General features: G+C 72.6%; 22 protein-coding genes and 1 tRNA gene. 11 read left to right on the top strand and 12 right to left on the bottom strand.

Annotated elements, in window-relative coordinates; translation table 11 throughout:
• The first annotated feature begins 14 nt into the window (after positions 1-14).
• Both CUT44_RS11315 and CUT44_RS11310 read left to right on the top strand, forming a co-directional pair.
• A complete protein-coding gene (locus CUT44_RS11315) occupies positions 15-1,838 on the top strand; it encodes a glycoside hydrolase family 3 protein (protein ID WP_100201801.1) in 1,824 nt (607 codons plus the stop codon).
• Positions 1,839-1,935: 97 nt separating this feature from the next.
• Positions 1,936-2,011 (top strand) — tRNA-Arg (locus CUT44_RS11310).
• A gap of 116 nt (positions 2,012-2,127) precedes the next feature.
• On the opposite strand, the gene CUT44_RS11305 is transcribed toward CUT44_RS11310, so the two are convergent.
• The 4 genes from CUT44_RS11305 to CUT44_RS11290 all read right to left on the bottom strand — a co-directional run bounded on the left by CUT44_RS11305 (position 2,128) and on the right by CUT44_RS11290 (position 4,272).
• The gene (locus CUT44_RS11305) at positions 2,128-2,595 is read right to left on the bottom strand and encodes a type II toxin-antitoxin system VapC family toxin (protein ID WP_100201800.1); all 468 of its coding nucleotides are present in this window, start codon (positions 2,593-2,595) and stop codon (positions 2,128-2,130) included.
• Positions 2,585-2,854, bottom strand: coding sequence for a type II toxin-antitoxin system Phd/YefM family antitoxin (locus CUT44_RS11300; RefSeq protein ID WP_100201799.1), 270 nt, complete (start codon positions 2,852-2,854; stop codon positions 2,585-2,587). Before CUT44_RS11300 ends, CUT44_RS11305 begins: the two co-directional genes overlap by 11 nt.
• 186 nt (positions 2,855-3,040) lie before the next feature.
• Positions 3,041-3,229: a hypothetical protein gene (locus CUT44_RS11295; RefSeq protein ID WP_233221344.1), complete on the bottom strand. Its 189-nt coding sequence runs from the start codon at positions 3,227-3,229 to the stop codon at positions 3,041-3,043.
• A 158-nt stretch (positions 3,230-3,387) separates the two neighbouring features.
• Positions 3,388-4,272, bottom strand: a complete 885-nt coding sequence (locus CUT44_RS11290) for a fructosamine kinase family protein (protein WP_100201798.1) — start codon at positions 4,270-4,272, stop codon at positions 3,388-3,390.
• 541 nt (positions 4,273-4,813) lie between these two features.
• Between CUT44_RS11290 and CUT44_RS11285 the strand changes: the two genes are divergently transcribed.
• From CUT44_RS11285 to CUT44_RS11275, 3 genes are all read left to right on the top strand, one after another.
• Positions 4,814-5,017, top strand: a complete 204-nt coding sequence (locus tag CUT44_RS11285) for a cold-shock protein (RefSeq protein WP_100201797.1) — start codon at positions 4,814-4,816, stop codon at positions 5,015-5,017.
• A 286-nt stretch (positions 5,018-5,303) separates the two neighbouring features.
• A complete protein-coding gene (locus tag CUT44_RS11280; protein ID WP_100201796.1) occupies positions 5,304-6,746 on the top strand; it encodes a DEAD/DEAH box helicase in 1,443 nt (480 codons plus the stop codon).
• An 80-nt stretch (positions 6,747-6,826) separates the two neighbouring features.
• On the top strand, positions 6,827-7,174 hold the full coding sequence (locus tag CUT44_RS11275) for an SCO5918 family protein (RefSeq protein ID WP_100201795.1): 348 nt from the start codon (positions 6,827-6,829) through the stop codon (positions 7,172-7,174).
• 169 nt (positions 7,175-7,343) lie between these two features.
• Here the strand turns inward: CUT44_RS11275 and CUT44_RS11270 are convergent, their stop codons facing one another.
• The gene (locus CUT44_RS11270) at positions 7,344-7,682 is read right to left on the bottom strand and encodes a MerR family transcriptional regulator (protein ID WP_100201794.1); all 339 of its coding nucleotides are present in this window, start codon (positions 7,680-7,682) and stop codon (positions 7,344-7,346) included.
• A gap of 611 nt (positions 7,683-8,293) precedes the next feature.
• Here CUT44_RS11270 and CUT44_RS11265 point away from each other — a divergent pair.
• The 3 genes from CUT44_RS11265 to CUT44_RS11260 all read left to right on the top strand — a co-directional run bounded on the left by CUT44_RS11265 (position 8,294) and on the right by CUT44_RS11260 (position 9,576).
• Positions 8,294-8,518: a cold-shock protein gene (locus CUT44_RS11265; RefSeq protein WP_100201793.1), complete on the top strand. Its 225-nt coding sequence runs from the start codon at positions 8,294-8,296 to the stop codon at positions 8,516-8,518.
• A gap of 216 nt (positions 8,519-8,734) precedes the next feature.
• Positions 8,735-8,875: a hypothetical protein gene (locus CUT44_RS33065; RefSeq protein WP_158239595.1), complete on the top strand. Its 141-nt coding sequence runs from the start codon at positions 8,735-8,737 to the stop codon at positions 8,873-8,875.
• A 263-nt stretch (positions 8,876-9,138) separates the two neighbouring features.
• Positions 9,139-9,576, top strand: a complete 438-nt coding sequence (locus CUT44_RS11260; RefSeq protein ID WP_100201792.1) for a DUF4259 domain-containing protein — start codon at positions 9,139-9,141, stop codon at positions 9,574-9,576.
• Between the two features lie 97 nt (positions 9,577-9,673).
• Here CUT44_RS11260 and CUT44_RS11255 read toward each other — a convergent pair whose 3' ends face one another.
• Both CUT44_RS11255 and CUT44_RS11250 read right to left on the bottom strand, forming a co-directional pair.
• The gene (locus tag CUT44_RS11255) at positions 9,674-10,153 is read right to left on the bottom strand and encodes a pyridoxamine 5'-phosphate oxidase family protein (protein WP_100201791.1); all 480 of its coding nucleotides are present in this window, start codon (positions 10,151-10,153) and stop codon (positions 9,674-9,676) included.
• A gap of 135 nt (positions 10,154-10,288) precedes the next feature.
• The gene (locus CUT44_RS11250) at positions 10,289-10,747 is read right to left on the bottom strand and encodes a PaaI family thioesterase (RefSeq protein ID WP_100201790.1); all 459 of its coding nucleotides are present in this window, start codon (positions 10,745-10,747) and stop codon (positions 10,289-10,291) included.
• A 488-nt stretch (positions 10,748-11,235) separates the two neighbouring features.
• Here CUT44_RS11250 and CUT44_RS11245 point away from each other — a divergent pair, with 488 nt between their 5' ends.
• A complete protein-coding gene (locus tag CUT44_RS11245; RefSeq protein WP_100201789.1) occupies positions 11,236-11,730 on the top strand; it encodes an SRPBCC family protein in 495 nt (164 codons plus the stop codon).
• Between the two features lie 50 nt (positions 11,731-11,780).
• Positions 11,781-12,215 (top strand): DUF6234 family protein, encoded by a 435-nt coding sequence (locus CUT44_RS11240; protein ID WP_146252202.1) that lies wholly within the window; start codon positions 11,781-11,783, stop codon positions 12,213-12,215.
• A 7-nt stretch (positions 12,216-12,222) separates the two neighbouring features.
• On the opposite strand, the gene CUT44_RS11235 is transcribed toward CUT44_RS11240, so the two are convergent.
• From CUT44_RS11235 to CUT44_RS11215, 5 genes are all read right to left on the bottom strand, one after another.
• Entirely contained in the window at positions 12,223-13,104 is an 882-nt protein-coding gene (locus CUT44_RS11235) for a helix-turn-helix domain-containing protein (RefSeq protein ID WP_100201787.1), read from the bottom strand.
• 85 nt (positions 13,105-13,189) lie between these two features.
• Positions 13,190-13,837 (bottom strand): hypothetical protein, encoded by a 648-nt coding sequence (locus CUT44_RS33060; protein WP_100201786.1) that lies wholly within the window; start codon positions 13,835-13,837, stop codon positions 13,190-13,192.
• Complete coding sequence (locus CUT44_RS33055) at positions 13,834-14,334, bottom strand: hypothetical protein (protein WP_158239594.1); 501 nt, start codon at positions 14,332-14,334, stop codon at positions 13,834-13,836. The genes CUT44_RS33060 and CUT44_RS33055 overlap by 4 nt, the downstream gene beginning before the upstream one ends.
• Positions 14,331-14,639 carry a hypothetical protein gene (locus tag CUT44_RS11220; RefSeq protein ID WP_146252200.1) on the bottom strand — a complete coding sequence of 103 codons (309 nt, stop codon included), beginning with the start codon at positions 14,637-14,639 and terminating at the stop codon, positions 14,331-14,333. The genes CUT44_RS33055 and CUT44_RS11220 overlap by 4 nt, the downstream gene beginning before the upstream one ends.
• A gap of 181 nt (positions 14,640-14,820) precedes the next feature.
• The gene (locus CUT44_RS11215; RefSeq protein WP_233221343.1) at positions 14,821-16,017 is read right to left on the bottom strand and encodes a helix-turn-helix domain-containing protein; all 1,197 of its coding nucleotides are present in this window, start codon (positions 16,015-16,017) and stop codon (positions 14,821-14,823) included.
• 136 nt (positions 16,018-16,153) lie between these two features.
• On the opposite strand from CUT44_RS11215, the gene CUT44_RS11210 reads away from it, so the two are divergent.
• On the top strand, positions 16,154-16,876 hold the full coding sequence (locus CUT44_RS11210) for an HAD family hydrolase (RefSeq protein WP_100201783.1): 723 nt from the start codon (positions 16,154-16,156) through the stop codon (positions 16,874-16,876).
• Positions 16,877-16,941: the final 65 nt, after the last annotated feature.

Here is a 16,941-nt window from a genome sequence, read left to right as displayed (position 1 = left end):
GAGGAGAGCCCCGAATGCAGCAGCCCGTGCCACCCTCCCGCAGACAGGCCCTCGCCACCGGTCTGCTCGGCGCCACCGCGGCCCTGACCGCCTCCACCGCCCTGGCCTCCCCGGCAGGTGCCGCCCGCGCCGACCGTTCCCGGGGCGTACGGGCCAGGGCGCGGGCCGTCCTGCGCCGCATGTCGCTGGAGGAGAAGGTCGGGCAGTTGTTCGTCGTCGAGGTGTACGGCCGGTCCGCCGACGAGCCCGCCGCGGGCAACCGCGCCCTGTACGGCGTGGACACCCCCGCCGAGGTGATCGCCAAGTACCTGCCCGGCGGCGTCATCTACTTCGACGCCCGGCGCGGCCCCGACAACGTCTCCGACCCGCGCCGGACCGCCCGCCTCTCCAACGGGCTCCAGCGCGCCGCCCGCACCCGCGGCGCCCGCGTACCGCTGCTGATCTCCGTCGACCAGGAGGGCGGCAGCGTCGTCTACCGGCTCACCGAGCCCGCCACCCTGCTGCCCGGGAACATGGCGCTGGCGGCCGGCCGCTCGGCGGCCGACACCCGGCGCTCGGCCGAGATCCTCGCCCGGGAGCTGGCCGCGCTGGGCATCACCCAGAACTACGCGCCCGTCGCCGATGTCAACGTCAACCCCGCCAACCCGGTCATCGGCGTCCGCTCCTTCGGCTCCGACCCCGGGCTGTGCGCGGAGCTGACCACCGCCTCCGTACGCGGCCACCACCGCGGCGGGGCCGCCTCCGCCGCCAAGCACTTCCCCGGCCACGGCGACACCGACACCGACAGCCACACCGGACTGCCGCGCATCGACCACACCCGCGAGGAACTGGACCGCATCGACCTGCCGCCCTTCCGGGCCGCCGTCGCCGCCGGGGTCGACACGATCATGACCGCCCACATCGTGGTCCCGGCCCTGGACCCGTCGGGCGTCCCGGCCACCATGTCGCACCCGATCGTCACCGGCCTGCTCCGCGAGGAGCTGGGTTTCGACGGCCTGGTCGTCACCGACGCCCTGGACATGCGCGGCGCCGCCGGCCAGTTCCCACCGGACGTGGCCCCGGTCCGGGCCCTGCGGGCGGGCTGCGACCAGCTTGTCCTCGCCCCCGAGCTGGACACCGCCCACGGCGCCGTCCTGGCCGCCGTCCGCGGCGGCGAGATCCCCCTCTCCCGGCTGGACGCCTCGGTGGAGCGCATCCTGGTCCACAAGATCCGCCGCGGCCTCCTGGCCCATCCGTACGTGGACGAGGAGCGCGCCGTCCGCACCGTCGGCAACGCCCGCCACCGCGCCGACGCACAGGCGATCACCGACCGGACGATCACCCTCGTCCGGAACCACGGCGGCCTCCTCCCCCTCTCCCCCGCCGCCCGCTCGGTGCTGGTCACCGGCTGGGGCACCGGGACCACCCGCGCCCTGGCCGACGCCGTCGCCGACCGCCCCGGCCAGACCGCCACCGTCCTGGAGACGGCAGCCGTCCCGACCGACTCCCTCATCGCCGAGGCCGTCTCCGCCGCCGCGGAACACGACGTGGTGCTCGTCTCCGTCAACGCCGCCGCGGCCGGCTCCGAGCAGGGCGCCGCCCAGGCCGCGCTGGTCCGGGCCCTGACGGACACCGGCCGCCCGGTCGTCGCGCTCGCCGTCCGCAATCCGTACGACATCCGCCGCTTCCCCGGCGTCCCCGCCTACCTGGCCACCTACTCCTACGGCATCCCCTCCCTCCGCGCCGCCGTCCGCGCCCTCTACGGCGACCTCTCCCCCACAGGGAAGCTCCCGGTCACCATCCCCACCCTCGACGCCACCGGCACCCTCCACCCCTTCGGCCACGGCCTGACGTACTGACCCCGCCCGTCCGACCGTCCGCCCGTCCGACCGATCCCCGAAGCACCGCCAACGCGTTCGGCACGCCCCGCCCCGATCCGCTAACCTGTCTGCGCACGCCTTCGTAGCTCAGGGGATAGAGCACCGCTCTCCTAAAGCGGGTGTCGCAGGTTCGAATCCTGCCGGGGGCACCAGCCGAAGGGCCGGTTCGAGGGTTTGCTCCCCCGAACCGGCCCTGTTGCGTGCTCGCGTCCGTGCCGGGCTCGCACCACCGAGTCCGTCGTGATTCCACCGATCCGGCTCCCTGGCATCAGCCCTCGTGAGGCGCCTTCGGGCGGGTGACCGGTACCACGGTGAGGAGTTCGTCCAGCCCTTTGAAGTCATCGGGGTTGGTGGTGAAGAGGGGAAGGCCCTCGGCCACGGCAATGGCGGCGATCATCAGGTCGGCCACCCGGCGACGCGGCTTGCGGCCCGCGCTGATCACCGCGGCGCAGATGCGGCCGTAGGCGCGGGCCGCTTCCGCGTCGAAGGGGATGGGATCGAACTCGTTCTCGGCGCGCTGGAGAACGTCGAGCCTGCGGGCGCGTTCGGCGTGTTCGTCGTAGCCGCTCTGTTCGTCGTTGCGGCGGACCTCGTGCGGACCGGCGGACAGCTCGGCCAGGGTGACGGCGGTGATCGCCATTTCGTCCGGCAGTTCCTCGGGAGCCACCCACCGGCGCAGAATCATGATGTTGGTGTCGAGGAGGCCCTGGGCGTACGCCGAGCGGTCAGCGGACATAGGGATCGTCCGGGTAGGTCTCGGCCGTGGCGGCCTGGTCGGCGCGGAACGTGTCGAGGTCGATGCCGGGAGCGCTCCTGGACATCGCGGTGAACTCCTGACGGGGAACGAACCGGCGGCGTCGCCGCAGAGGAACGAGCTGACCGATCGGATGTCCGTCCCGGGTGACGGTGAACGACTGGCCGCCCTGTATGGCGTCCATGATCTCTCGGGACCGGTTGCGCAGATCCCGTTGGGTGATTTCGGGCTGAATACTCACACTCTTCACGGTAGCACCCGGTGCTACCTGGTGGCATCGGGTGCTGACAGCTTGCGCCGACAAGCCTTCGGCCGTGAGCGCGGCGATCGGCCGCGCAGACCAGCCAGTCGCCAAGGACAACCTGAACCACTCCGGCTACGCGCGCACTGCATCGGCGCGGCCCGGGCCTGGTGTCGAGCAGGCAGATCACTCGGTGCCCGGCTGCTCGTCGCAGGAGCGGGCGCCGAACTCCAGCCCTTCGAAGGGAGCGGAGAGCAGGAACTCCTCGAAGCCGTCATTGCCCGGCGTCACCCGGCGGTGGGGTATCTCGGACAGCGCCTCGATCTCCGTGTCGGCAAGTTCCGTGTCGAAGCGCCGACGCCGACCCTCGGGCAAGGACTCCCGGATGTCACGGATGGTCCGCAGCGGATGCGACGACCGGAACGGCGGGCGGGCCCGCCGCTGGGAGCTGTGGTCACCGGCATTCCCTCCCGTACCTGTTGATCTCGACCGGCAGCCCGACCTGTCGGCCGGAAGCTCCAGGACCTCCCAGGTCAGGTCCGCCGGCGGAACGGAGCGAGCGTGGCGCGGACGAGATCGGCGGCACCCCAGTCGGGGTCGAACTGGGCGATCACGGCCAGGTGCTGGCGGAGCTGGAGGATCGGCATGCGTTCGCGCCAGTCGCGGTCGAGCCCGGTCAGCTCGGCGTACAACTCGAACAGCACATGCGCCTCGGGCGGCGGTGCCGTGGTCCACACGTGGGCCAGGTCGACCTCGGCCCATGTGTACGACACGGCCGGGTCGATCAGTGCGGGTCGCCCGTCGGGGGTGGCCATGACGTTCAGGGCCCACAGGTCACCGTGCGTCAGGCACGCGGGTCTGACCGGCAGCAGCTCGGGCAGCCGGTCGCACAGTCGCTCCAGGGCCGCCCGGTCCGCGCTGTCCAGCGCCTCCTCGACACGGGGCTCGCCCAGCCAGCGCAGCAGGCGGTGCCGGGCGAAGAACTCGAACCCGTCGTCCTCCCAGGTGTTGACCTGCCGGCGACGGCCCAGCCAGTTGTCCCGGTGCCACCCGAACCGGGGGTGCCGCGTGGTGGTGTGCAGGTGTGCGAGCACATGCGCGAGCCGCTCCCAGAAGGCTTCGGTACGCGGCCGGGGCCGCAGTACGGACAGCACGAGCAGGTCGCGGTCCGCGAGGACGACGTCGGGCGTGGCGACGCCGCCCGCCTCGCGCAGCACGGTGAGCCCCTCGGCCTCCGCGGCGAAAACGGCACCCGGCGACGGCTCGCCGAACGCCTTGGCGAACACCGATGTGCCGTCACCGCGGCGTGCGAACCCCGCGGTCGCGGCGAGCCCTCCGGTGGCCGGCTCGACCGCGACGACGTCGTGCAGACCGGCCGCGTGCAGGCGGGAGAGCAGGAGGGACGTCGGTTCTGTCACGGGCGTGCTCCTCTGTGCCGGTGTGCCGGTGTCCGTCGATGGCCTGTGAGGCGGGTGCCGCGGGCTCGCGTCCTGCCCGCCGCGCAGGGCGGGCGGAGTGGCCGTCTCCCGCGGGCAGCCCCCGCCGGAGCGGATCCAGCACACACGGGGAACCGTGCGACACCCCGGCCGGCGTCCGCCCGCGTCGATCCGGTCTTCGCCCCCGTGGCCGAGGGAGACGCCGTGGCCGTGGCTCCACGGACCGACGAGGCCCGGACGGCATCATATCTGTACCCGCGGGAAGAGAATTCGGTGAAATGTGCGGGCAGTTTCGCTGCGACAACAGGCGGAGCAAATTCATTGAGCGCGCACAGACCGCCGCAACGTGCTACTGTCGATCTCAGTTGCAGTTGTGGTTCCCGAATTCCAGTTTCCTCCCGGTCGGCTTCTGCGCCACTGGGAGTGTTTTTTGGCACCGGTCTTCTTCCGGCGGGGTGATCATCGCGGCGACACGGCGTCCGTACAGTGCGGACGCCGACTCACTGCCCCGAAGGAGCAAGACATGGCTACTGGCACCGTGAAGTGGTTCAACGCGGAAAAGGGATTCGGCTTCATCGAGCAGGACGGTGGCGGCGCCGACGTGTTCGCCCACTACTCGAACATCGCCGCCCAGGGCTTCCGCGAGCTGCTCGAAGGCCAGAAGGTGAGCTTCGACATCGCGCAGGGACAGAAGGGTCCGACGGCCGAGAACATCGTCACCGCCTGACACCGGCGCACACTTCGCAGCAGGGGCCCGCATCCTTCGGGGTGCGGGCCCCTGCTGCATGCGCTTCCCACGGTGGCCCCGCCTGCGGGACGACGCCGGGAGGACTGCGGGAAACCCGCGGCCCCACCCACCCGGACTCCCTCCGGGAAAACCCGCTCGGCGCCTCTCGACCGCGCCGTGACACACGATTCAATTCTTCATTCCACCCGGCCTGTTCTTGCAATTCTCCGTGCCGCTTCCCGCTGCGAGAATTCCTTGATACGCGCCGCATCGAGGAAGGTTCCGCATGGACCGCATACGCTCGAACAACCGGTTCGGCTCATCGGCCCCGCGCCGCTCCGGCAGGCCGGTCCGTTCCCACGGCCGCGCCCGCCGCCCCGCCGCGCTCCAGGGCGAGTTCGCCCTCCCGGAGACGGTCACCCCGGCGCTGCCCGCCGTCGCGAGCTTCGCCGATCTCGGCATGCCCGCGGAACTGCTGGCCGCACTCGGCGCGCAGGGCCTGACCACACCGTTCCCGATCCAGGCCGCGACGCTGCCGAACTCCCTCGCCGGCCGCGACGTCCTCGGCCGGGGGCGCACCGGTTCCGGCAAGACCCTCGCCTTCGGACTGGCGCTGCTGGCCCGTACGGCCGGACGGCGCGCCGAGCCCCGGCAGCCGCTGGGGCTGGTCCTCGTACCGACGCGTGAGCTGGCGCAGCAGGTCACCGAGGCACTCGCGCCGTACGCCCGCTCGGTGCGGCTGCGCCTGACCACGGTCGTGGGAGGGATGCCGATCGGCAGGCAGGCCGGCGCGCTGCGCGGCGGTGCCGAGGTCGTCGTCGCCACCCCCGGGCGCCTCAGGGATCTCGTCGAACGCGGCGACTGCCGGCTGGACCAGGTCTCCGTCACCGTCCTCGACGAAGCGGACCAGATGGCCGACATGGGCTTCATGCCGCAGGTCACCGCCCTGCTCGACCAGGTACGCCCGCAGGGCCAGCGCATGCTGTTCTCCGCCACCCTCGACCGCAACGTCGATCTGCTCGTGCGCCGCTACCTGAGCGACCCCGTCGTGCACTCCGTCGACCCGTCGGCCGGTGCGGTCACGACGATGGAGCACCATGTGCTCCACGTCCACAGCGCCGACAAGCACGCGGCCACCACCGAGATCGCCGCACGCGACGGCCGAGTGATCATGTTCCTGGACACCAAGCACGCCGTCGACCGCCTCACCCGGCACCTCCTGAGCAGCGGGGTACGGGCCGCCGCCCTGCACGGGGGCAAGTCCCAGCCGCAGCGCACCCGTACGCTGACGCAGTTCCGGAGCGGGCACGTCAACGTGCTGGTGGCGACCAACGTCGCCGCGCGCGGCATCCACGTCGACAGTCTCGGCCTCGTCGTCAACGTCGATCCTCCGACCGACCACAAGGACTACCTCCACCGCGGTGGCCGGACGGCCCGCGCGGGCGAGTCCGGCAGCGTCGTCACCCTCGTCACCCCGGACCAGCACCGCGCCATGACCCGCCTCATGGCGACGGCCGGCATCGTCCCGCAGACCACCCGGGTCCGCGCCGGTGCGGAGGCCCTGCAGCGCATCACCGGTGCCCGGGCGCCCTCCGGCGTGCCGGTCGTCATCACCGCACCGGTAGCCGAACGCTCCGGGCGCGGTGCCACCTCACGCGGTCGGCGCCACCCGGCCGCGGCGGCCCGGCGCGCGTCCGCACGGCGGTCCGTCTCCGGTGCGGCCGCCTAGCACCGGAACCGCTCCGACCGGGGGACCGGTCCCTCTCCCCCCTCCCCCTCCCCTCTCCTTCCGCTCCTCTGTGAGGCATCATGCGCTGTGTAATCGCCCGCTTTCCGTTCGAGCTCACCAAGGGTGGCGTGCTGACGTCGATGAAGGGCGTCAAGCCCGAGCCGGTCACCGGCGAGTCCGTGATCATCGGGCGCCGCCACTACCCCGCCAAGCAGGTCGGTCAGGTCATCACCCACCAGGACCGCCGCGATTTCAGCAGCGACGAGGTGCTCAGGGCGATGGCCCGGCTCGGCTTCACCTGCCGCACCGCCCCCAGGGCCGCGGTCGCGACGATCGTCGATCCGCTCCAGCGGGCTTCCGCGATGCTCGGCGCCCCGGCTCCCGGTGGCTCGCGGGACGGGCGGGAGCCCGCATCAGGACAGCGATGACAGCAGTGACAGCAGTGAAGTGACGACAGCGGTGCGGGCGGTGCGGGCGGGGGCGACCACAGTCCTGGGCGCTCCCGCCGCGGACACCGCGGGAGCCGCGGTACGCCCGGTCGGCACACCGCTCGCGGGCCGAGCGGTGTGCCGGCTGCCGTCCCCGTGAGGACGCGGGTCAGGCGTCCGCCTTGTGGCCGGAGCCGACACCACCGCGTCGCAGTTCCTCGTTGATGCGCTGGGCCTCTTCGAGCTGGTCTTCCAGGATGATGATGCGGCAGGCCGCCTCGATGCCGGTGCCCTGGTCGACCAGTTCACGGGCGCGGGCGGCGATCCGCAGTTGGTAGCGGGAGTAGCGGCGGTGGCCGCCCTCGGAGCGCAGCGGCGTGATCAGCCGGGCTTCCCCGAGCGCCCGCAGGAAGGCGGGCGTGGTGCCGAGCATCTCCGCCGCCCGTCCCATGGTGTAGGCGGGGTAGTCGTCGTCGTCGATTCGGTCGAGCGGTGTGCCTGCGGTCATCTGCACCTCTGATCGGGGAACGCGTCAAGGGGGCCTTGGTGCCGTACGGCACCAAGGCCCCGAGGGATTTGTAACACCATCGACCGGCTACTGCGACGCCGGCCTTCTGCTTCCGCACCGGCCCCCGGCGGGGGGCGGAGAGTGCGGGGATCGCGGATGCGTGACCGTGGGACCACCTTCCGTTCCGGGGCCTGCGGTACCCGGGCGAACCGTTCTCACCCGGGCGATCCTGATGGCGTCCTCCTCCTTCTCTCTTCCTTCTGACAAACCTCTTGGTACTGCGGATCCTGCGTACTGCCGGCGGCCCTGTCTTAAGGCCACCAGGCCCGGCGATCAGCGGGGGGACCCCAAAACCTGCTCCGGCCCCGCCACTCCACCGCCGTGCCACAACCTCGTGTACCGCATGCGGGCAGTTCGTCTCTGCCACGCCTCACTCACTTCCTGGCTACAGCAAACACACTAGCCCTGCTGCGGAAGCATGTCTACATCAGCCACTGCAGGTTTCAGTCCATGCGAGTGAAAGGTTCCGCGCCGGTACCCGTCTGCCGCAGCCGTCCGCCTCCGGCCGGGGCACCGGGTCACCCGCCCGGCCGAGCCGTAGGGTTCCCCGCATGGTGACTGCGACTGTCCGCGAGTGGCACGACGAGGAGGGGTGGGGCGTGCTCGACTGCCCCGAGACCCCCGGCGGATGCTGGGGCCACTTCTCCGACATCAGGATGGCCGGATTCCGCACGCTCTCCCCCGGACAGCACGTGGACCTCGTCTGGGAGGCCCCCGGCTTCCAGCAGGACGGATACGACTACCGCGCGGTGAGCATCACGCCCCGGCCCGCCTGACCTCCGCCGCCGTCGCCGGCGGTGACGCGCGCCGGCGGCCGGACCGGCCCGGGCACCGCCCACCGCCGCGCGCCCGGTGAACGGGCCGCCGGCCGTCTCCGGAGATCTCCGCACGCACCGGCCTCATGCACCGGCCGCATGCACCGACCGCATGGATCGCGCGAGAACTGTGCATTTGTGCCATGTTCCCCGGTCGCCTTGAATGCCGGGAGCGGTGTGCGGGGCGCCGGAACCGGCCGCGCCGTCCCCTTCCCCGGCCTCGCCCTGGTCTGGAACCCGTGGCTCTACGACAACCACCTCCGGACCTGGCTGCGCACCGTCCTCACCGAGGCCGCCGCCACCCTGCCCTCGCACTGACGGCGCGGGCCGCTACGGCCGGACGGATGCCACCGCCATGCCCGGCCCCGGCACACCTGGCGTCCCACCATCCCGGCCACCTCGTACGACTCCAGCTACAAGAAGCCCCCCTGCACAAACAGCGGTGTGCCGGAGACGAGCCTGCCGAGATGTCCGGCCGCGCCGGCTCCGCCCTCCCCCGGAAGCATGTCCTGCTTTCCCCATGACAGCCACTGTCAGTGGCCGCTGCGACGATCGCCGCACGTCAACACGAGGAGAACACCATGGGAGCCTGGGACGTCGGTCCTTTCGAGAACGACATGGCCGCGGACTTCGCCCACACCCTGGACGAGACGGCCCCGGACAAGCGCGAGAGCCTCGTGCGCTCGACGCTCGGCCGAGCCGTCCAGGCCCGCGACTACCTCGAGAGCTCGGAGGGCGAGAAGGCTGTCGCAGCCGCCGCGCTCGTCGCGGCGCAGTGCCCGGGCGGTGAGGCGATCAGCACCGGCTACGGGCCCAAGCAGGCCCTTCCCGCTTTCGCCGGCGATCTCCGGCCGCTCGCCGTCGAAGCCCTCGACCGGGTGGTCGCCGAGGATTCCGAACTCGCCGAACTCTGGGACGAGGCGCACAGCAGCCCGAAGTGGCAGCAGGGCATCGGCCGCCTTCGCGCCGTCCTCGCACCTGAGTCCGGCCCCCGGGAAGAAGCACCGTCCGGCGTTTGACCGGCAACCCGGTACTACGGACCACGGGACTTGAGCGGACCCCGATCCCGCGGAGAAGACCGGCCGCGTCCCGGCGCCGTGCCGGGCGCCGGAGCGCCTACGGCCGGACGGTCCCGTGGTCCGCGTCGAAGGTGTCGCCGGTCAGTTTCGTCTTGGCGAAGCTGATCAGCGAGGAGATCTTGCCGCCGGGGGTGTCCCAGTATTCGGCGCGCTCCACGTCGACGCGGATGAGTACCGCGTCCGGGTTGTCGGGGCCGCCGGGCAGCCACGCCTCGGCGAAGGTGTTCCACAGCTCCTTGAGCTTGGCCTGGTCGCGGACGAGCTCCGCGCGCCCGGTCATCGCCACCCAGGAGTCCCGGGAGGAGAAGGTCAGCGACACCCGCGGGTCCGTCCCGAGCTCGCGGACGTGGCGGGTGTCCTGGGCGGTGATGAACCACAGTTCGGCGCTCGGCTCGACCTCCTGGCGGGCCATGGGGAAGCTGTGCGGCCCTTCCAGCCCGAAGGTGGTCATCATCGCGATGGGCATGTCCCGCATCAGCTCGACCAGCTTCTTCTGCTCGTTCTGCTCCTCGGACATGGGGCCTCCGTACGTCGTGGGGTGGCTGGGCCGGGCCCTTCCCGCAGTACCCGGTCCGGCGTCCCCGACACGGCCCGGACGGCGCCCGCGGGTGGCGCCCCCGGAGCGCAGTCCGGGGCAGTACGCCGGAGGGGGTCACCGCCCGGGGCGCTCGCCCACCCGGATCAGCGTCTGCTGGCCCGACACGACGAGCGACCGTTCGCCGTCCCGGACGGCGAACACCTCCAGGCGGCACACGGTCAGCGTCCGCCCGGCCCGCAGGACCGTCCCCACCGCCTCGACGTGGTCGCCCACGGCCGGCGCCAGGAGGTTGATCTTGTACTCCACCGAGAGCACCGAGGTGCCCTCGGGGAAGAGTGTGAGCGCCGCGCAGCCGCCCGCGCTGTCCGCGACCGCGCTGGTCGCCCCCGCGTGGAAGTAGCCGTGCTGCTGGGTCACTTCGGGACGGCCCGGGAGCACGATGTGCGCGCTCCCCGGCCCGATGTGCGTCAGGCGGGCGCCGAGGTGGCGCATCAGCCCCTGGCGTTCGAAGTCGGCCCTGACGCGCGCCCGCACCTCGGGGCTCGCCTGCTCCTGCCGCGTCCGGTCCTCCACGTGCCCTCCTTGAGCGGTCCTCCCCGGGTGTCCCACGGGAAGGAACCCGCCGGGAGCGGTCATCATGACACCGCCGCCCCGGGCGCCCGCGGGGGGCCACCGCGGGCGGTACGGGCGCCGCCCACGCCGTCGGCGCACGGCGGACCGCCGCCGTGGAGCGGCAGAAGCCCGGACCGGGGCCGGGGAGAGCGGTGAGAGGGGGGCGGAGTCGGAGCCTTTTCGCGGCCCCGGGGCCCGCAGGCCCGGGGACCGCTCAGCGGCCACCCCCCTTGGCCACCGCGTCCCCCACCGGGGGCGCCGAACCGGCCGGCAGCGGACGGAAAGCCAGCACCCGCCACCGACAACGCCGCCGGACCGCCGTAGGACCCCGCCGTCCGGATGGACACCGCCGCGGGCCGCGCCGGGCAGGGCCCGTACCGCCGCCCCGGCCGGTACCGTGTCGCACGTCCCCGCACACACCCGCACGTCCCCGCACGGGAGGACACGGCATGACCCCCGCCCCCACCGGACGGCTCGTCCCCACCCCGGCCGGCCACGACCTGATCCTCACCCGCACCTACCGCGCCCCCGTCGCCGACGTGTGGGCGAGCGTCACCGAACCGGAGCGCACCGCCCGCTGGTTCGGCCCGTGGCGCGGCGAGGCGGGCCCCGGGCGCACCGTCGAGGTGCAGATGGTGTTCGAGGAGGAGGCGCCCTGGTCCCCGCTGCGGATCGACGCCTGCGAGCCGCCGCACCGGCTCGCCGTCTCGGCGGAGGACGAGGCCGGCCCCTGGCGCCTGGAGCTGCTGCTGTCCGAGGCCGGCGACGGCACCACCGAGCTGCGCCTGGTCCAGCACCTGGCCGACACGGACGGGATCGGCGAGATCGGCCCGGGCTGGGAGTACTACCTGGACATGCTCACCGCCGCCCGCACCGGCGGCCCCCGCCCCGACTTCGGCGACTACTACCCGGCGCAGAAGGCGTACTTCGACGCCCTGCCCTGAGCCCCGGCCCGCGCTCCTCCCCCGCAGTCCCCCGGTGCAGGCTGGTGGACATGACACCCCCCGACGGCCCCCTCCGCCCCACCGGTTCTGCCGACCGCACCGACCGCGCCGCCGGGCGGACGCGCCGGATCGCCGACGCGTCCGCCGCCTCCGCCCTGGTCGCCCTGGAACTGCTCGCCCTGGACGCGGTCCTCGACCTGTGGTTCCCCGCCCGCCTGACCCTCGGCCCGGTCGCACCGCCCCCACCCCACCCCCTCTGGGGCTACCTCGCCATCACGGGAGCACTGTGCGCGCTGCTGGTGTGGACGGCGCGGGCCGCCCGCCGCCGGGGCGCCCGGGTGACCGCGTGGACGCAGGGCCTCATGGCCGTCGCGACGGCGGTGCTGCTCATGTGCGGGACGTCGGAGTCGTTCCACGGCTACGCCACGATGCCCCCGCCGGACGGGTGCGGCACCTCGCCGTCCGTACCGCGGTGCGGCGGCTGACCTCCCCTCACGCCCCCGCGCCCGCCTCCGCCGCCCGCTTCCCGACGAGCGCCGACGACTCGTCCGGGCTGAGGGCCTGGGCGCGCAGGGCGGCGTAGCGCTGCTCCAGCGCACGCACCTCCGCCCGCCGGACGGTGACCCGCTCGCCGTCCCCGGTGCGGGCCACCGGCAGCCGTCCGTCGGCGGGTTCCAGCAGGACGAAGGCGCCGCCCTCGGCCCCGGCGTGGTCGGCGGCGCCGGTCGGCATCACCTGCACCTCCACGTGTCGCAGCCGCCCCAGTTCCGCCAGGTGCGCGAGCTGCGCCCGCAGCACCGCCGGGCCGCCGTAGGGGCGGTGCAGGACGGCTTCGTCCAGCACGCAGGTGACCAGCGGCGCGGGCCGCCGCCCCAGCACCCGTTCGGCGCGCTCGGCCAGCGCCGCCGTACGCCGCTCGACGGTCTCCTCGTCCAGCAGCGGGCGGGCGGCGCGCAGCACCGCCCGGTGGTAGTCGGGGGTGCGCAGCAGCTCGGGGACGGTGGCGGGGGCGTACGCGTGCCAGGCGGCCAACCACTCCGGTTCGCCGGGGACGCCGGCCAGCCCGGCGGCGCGGGCCTGCTCGACGAGGTCGGTCGCGCAGGTCAGCAGCCCGCCCGCGTCCAGGACGCTGTCGGCGGCGGCCAGGAACTCCGGCTGGGGCGGGCGCCGCCCCAGCTCGACGGCGGCGACCATGGACGGGCTGTAGCCGATCGCCGGGCCCAGCTCCGCCCGTTCCAGACCGGTCCGGCGGCGCAGGATCTTGATCTGCCGCCCGACGCAGCGCAGCACCTCCCGCGCCCCGACCTGCCCGCGCACGGGCGTCGGCGGTACGGACTCGGACGCCTCGGGCGTCCCCGGCGGTGTGTCGTTCATGTGCGGTTCCTTGCGTGCGAGAAGTGGGCCCCGTACGCCCGCGACGGGGGCGCGGGCGGACGGGGCGGTCTGCGGTCGTCGCCCGTCAGGGCAGGGGCAGGGCGGCCGGGGTGCAGCCGTGCAGGGTGCGGGTGAGCTGCCCGGCGACCACCCACGGGGCCTCGGGCCGGCCGTGGAGGACGACCTCCTTCCCGCCCCGGTACAGCCGCCCGCCGCGCGAGTGCCACAGGCGGCCGTACACCCCCTCGACGGCGGAGTGCCGCACCCGTACCGCCACCCACCCCTCCTTCAGCAGGTGGGGGCAGCGGTTCACGGACTGCCGGGCGCAGGGCAGGCACAGCGGCGGGTGGGTGGTGACGGCCCGTTCGGGCCAGCCGTCCCACGCCCCGCGGTCGTCCTCGATCACCCACAGCACCCCGTCGGCGGTACGGCTCGCGGGGCGGGCGCAGATCTGGCACAGCAGCCGGAGCATCGCGCGCCGCTGCCGGGCCGGGTGGATCCGCCCGAACTCGGGGCGGCCCCGGCCCGGGGCCTGCTCCGTCCGGGACCACAGCACGCCGTGCCGGTCGCGGTCCTGCGGCACCTCGCCGACGTAGGCCAGGCCGTACGGGCCGGCGACCACGTCCGGCGAGACGCAGCGCTCGCCCGACCAGGCCACCACGTACGGCACGGTCTCCCCCCGCGCGTTCCCGCGGGCGTCCCGGGCGTCCCCTCCCGCGTTTCCCCCGCTCACCGCAGCACCTCCCCGGCCTCCGCGAGCGCCAGGGCGTACGCGGACGCCACGTCCCCGCCCCGCGCCGGCTCCCGCCCGGCGGGCCCCACCAGCCAGCCGCGCCCGCCCAGCCGGTACGGCTCCACGACGCACGCGGGCGGCAGCAGCACCGGCGTCCCCGGCGGCAGTACGGCGTCCCCCTCGGCCGTCCCCTCCGCCACGACGAAGTCCGCGCCGTCCGGCCCCACGAGCACCGGCCCGAGCGGCACCCCGGCCACCCGCAGCCACCGCACCGTCTCGGGCCCCAGCCCGACGGGCACCCGCACCACGTCGAACCCGCCCCCGGCCGGCACCTCCGCCGGCCCACCGCGCGCCCACGCCCCCAGCACCTCCCAGGCCCGCCCACTCCCGGCGAGCCACCGGGCGCCTCTCCCCACGGGTGGATATCCACCGGCCACCTCGGCGACGGCCGCCCGCCGTACCCGCTCCCCTGCCGTACGCCAGACCAGACCGTTCACCGTGCGGCCTTCCCTCGCGGCCCCAGCGTCTCCTCGATCGCTGCGCGCAGGGCGTCCACATCGGTGTGCAGAGGCCCGTGAGTAGGCGAGGTCAGCCAGTAGATTCCCGGCTCAGCTTCCTTGCCAGCAGGCGGGACGACCACATACGAGGCGGTGCTGAGGGGAGTGGTGTGCTGCACCTCCCAGCCCTGGGTGCTCCGAGGCGGAACCAGGAAGTACAGGGCGCGTTCGTGAGGATCGACGACGACAGCACCGTGCGGTCCTTTCAGCCGCTCCAGAGCTTCGAGGCCGATCCATCGGGACACCTTGACGGCATCCCATTCGACCCCGGCAGGAGCCAACTTCAGACCGCCCGCTGTCTCAATGCCGCCAGCTTCCATGGTCAAAACCGCTTCCCATCCGTTGTTCTCGTCTGGTGTGCGGCGACCGTATGGGCGAATCGGCGGGCCTACCCGAACTGAGAGTTCGGGTAACCACAGGCTCGGGTCACAGCAGGCTCATTCGCTGTGCCAGTGCGGCGGCCTGGCGGCGGTACGTCGGCCGTACCCGGCGCACCAGGTTGGTGACCATCTCCCGGGCCAGCGGGCTGCGTACCAGGTCCTCTGGCGCCAGTTCCTCAAGAGACAGCAGATGGACCAGCACTGCGGCGTCCTCACGGCGCAGGTCGTAGCAGCGGGCCACTTCCAGACCAAAGGTGAACTGGCGCTCACGTGACGGCAGATGGGAGGTGTCGATCTGATCGGCAACACGCAGGGCCTCTGATGCCTCGCCTGCAAGCATGCCCAGACTCATCGCGTGGAGTTCCACGTTGGTCGGCCCGAAGACCGTCCACTGCACGTTGCCGTCCCCCACCTGTTCTGCGAGCGGTCTGGCGCGCTGCTCCAGCCGTTTCCGAGCTTCCGACCACCGGCAAGTTCTCGCGGAGGACAGGACGGCCACCAACTCCAGCGCGCCTCGTACTGCGGTGGCTTCGGGGGATTGCGGAACGCATTGAAGCCCCTCCACCGCGAGCAAGGCCACTGCCCCGGCCTCCTGCGCCTGCTCCTCCCCCTGGGACAGCAGCACATGTCCGAGGTTCCACTGGGCAGTTGCGATCCTCACCGGGTCGTCGGCATCCTCGGCAGCCCGGCGTGCGCGGTCGGCGGCCACCAGAGACAGGTCCAGGCGTCCGGTTCGTCGGCAGTACGACCGCAGCAGCCCGTACAAATCCGCAGCGGTACGGAACACCTCACGTCGTCCACCGGTATCGGTACCAGTCCGGTGGGCACAGATGGCGTGCTCGGTATCGCTGATCAGCGAAGGCAAAAGCTTCTCCGCTTCGGTGAACCGCGCGGGAGACTCCTGCCAGATCCGCCATACCGCCTCCACCCGTTCACGCAGGGCGGTCGGCGTAGCGGGCTCGGTCCCGCGCGGGACACCACGGCCCATGAGCGCCCTGACGACACTGGACGCCGTGGTGGTGGAAGCCTCAGTTGTGCTCGGGGCGGGGTCTTCGCCGAGCAGGGAAGCGACCGGCACGTTCAACTCTGCGGCGATGCGAGTCAGGACATCGGCCGAGGGAACCTTCAGGCCACGCTCGATCTGGGACAGGTACGCCTCGGTGATACCGGCCAGACCGGCGACTGCGACCTGCGTTCGCCCACGCCTGGTGCGGTGGTACCTGATCCGCTCACCGATGGGCAAACATGGAGAATTCACACTATTCCCCTTCTTCCTGGGGCAGGTTGAGGGTTCAGCGTAGGGCGACAGGCACAAGATGGCACCCTGAGTACACATACGTGTGAAAGTAGTTACGGGATCCGATAGGCGGGAGACGACGATGGTGCTGGTGCTGTGGGACATCGACCACACGCTCATCGACACGCGAGGGGTCGGCCGTGAGCTGTCGGCCGAAGCCTTCCACCGGACCACCGGCCTCCAGATGCGGCAACAGGCGAAGGTCGACGGCATCACCGAAGCGGTCATCTTCCGCGAGACCGCCAAGCTCCACGGCCTGACCACCGACCGGGCCGACTTCGAGCGCTTCGCCCGGGAACTCGTCGCCGCCCACCAGCGCCGGATCGCAGACCTCCGCGAGCGTGGCTGCGCTCTGCCGGGGGCAGCGGCGGCACTCGACGCCCTGGCAGCTCAGCCGGACGTACGGCAGAGCGTGCTCACCGGCAACGTTCGAGGCGTCGCCGAAATCAAGCTCCAGACGTTCGGCCTCGACCAGCACATCGGCTGGGAGGCCGGCGCCTACGGTGAGGACGACGACGTACGCAGCGAACTGGTCCGCATCGCCCTGGAACGCGCCACACTCACCCCGGCCGACGCCGTCCTCATCGGCGACACCCCCGCCGATGTCGAGGCCAGCCACGACAGCGGCGTAAGAATCATCGCCGTCGCATCCGGCCACAGCAACGAGGCCGACCTGCAAGCCGCCGGCGCCGATGTCGTCCTACCCGACCTCCAGAACACCGACCTACTCCTCAAGTTGGTACTCCACAGCACCACCCCGGAGCACAGTCGACCCTCAACATCGATCAACCGGCTGGTTGAGTAACAATCTTCACGGGCTCAAGGCGGCTCGCTCTGCTCACCATGCGGCCCGGCCTCCGGCTTTACCAG

The sequence above is a fragment of the Streptomyces carminius genome, assembly GCF_002794255.1.
Taxonomy (GTDB): domain Bacteria; phylum Actinomycetota; class Actinomycetes; order Streptomycetales; family Streptomycetaceae; genus Streptomyces; species Streptomyces carminius.
The sequence above is the reverse complement of the archived record's forward strand: the minus strand, read 5'-3'. Positions and strand labels throughout refer to the sequence as shown.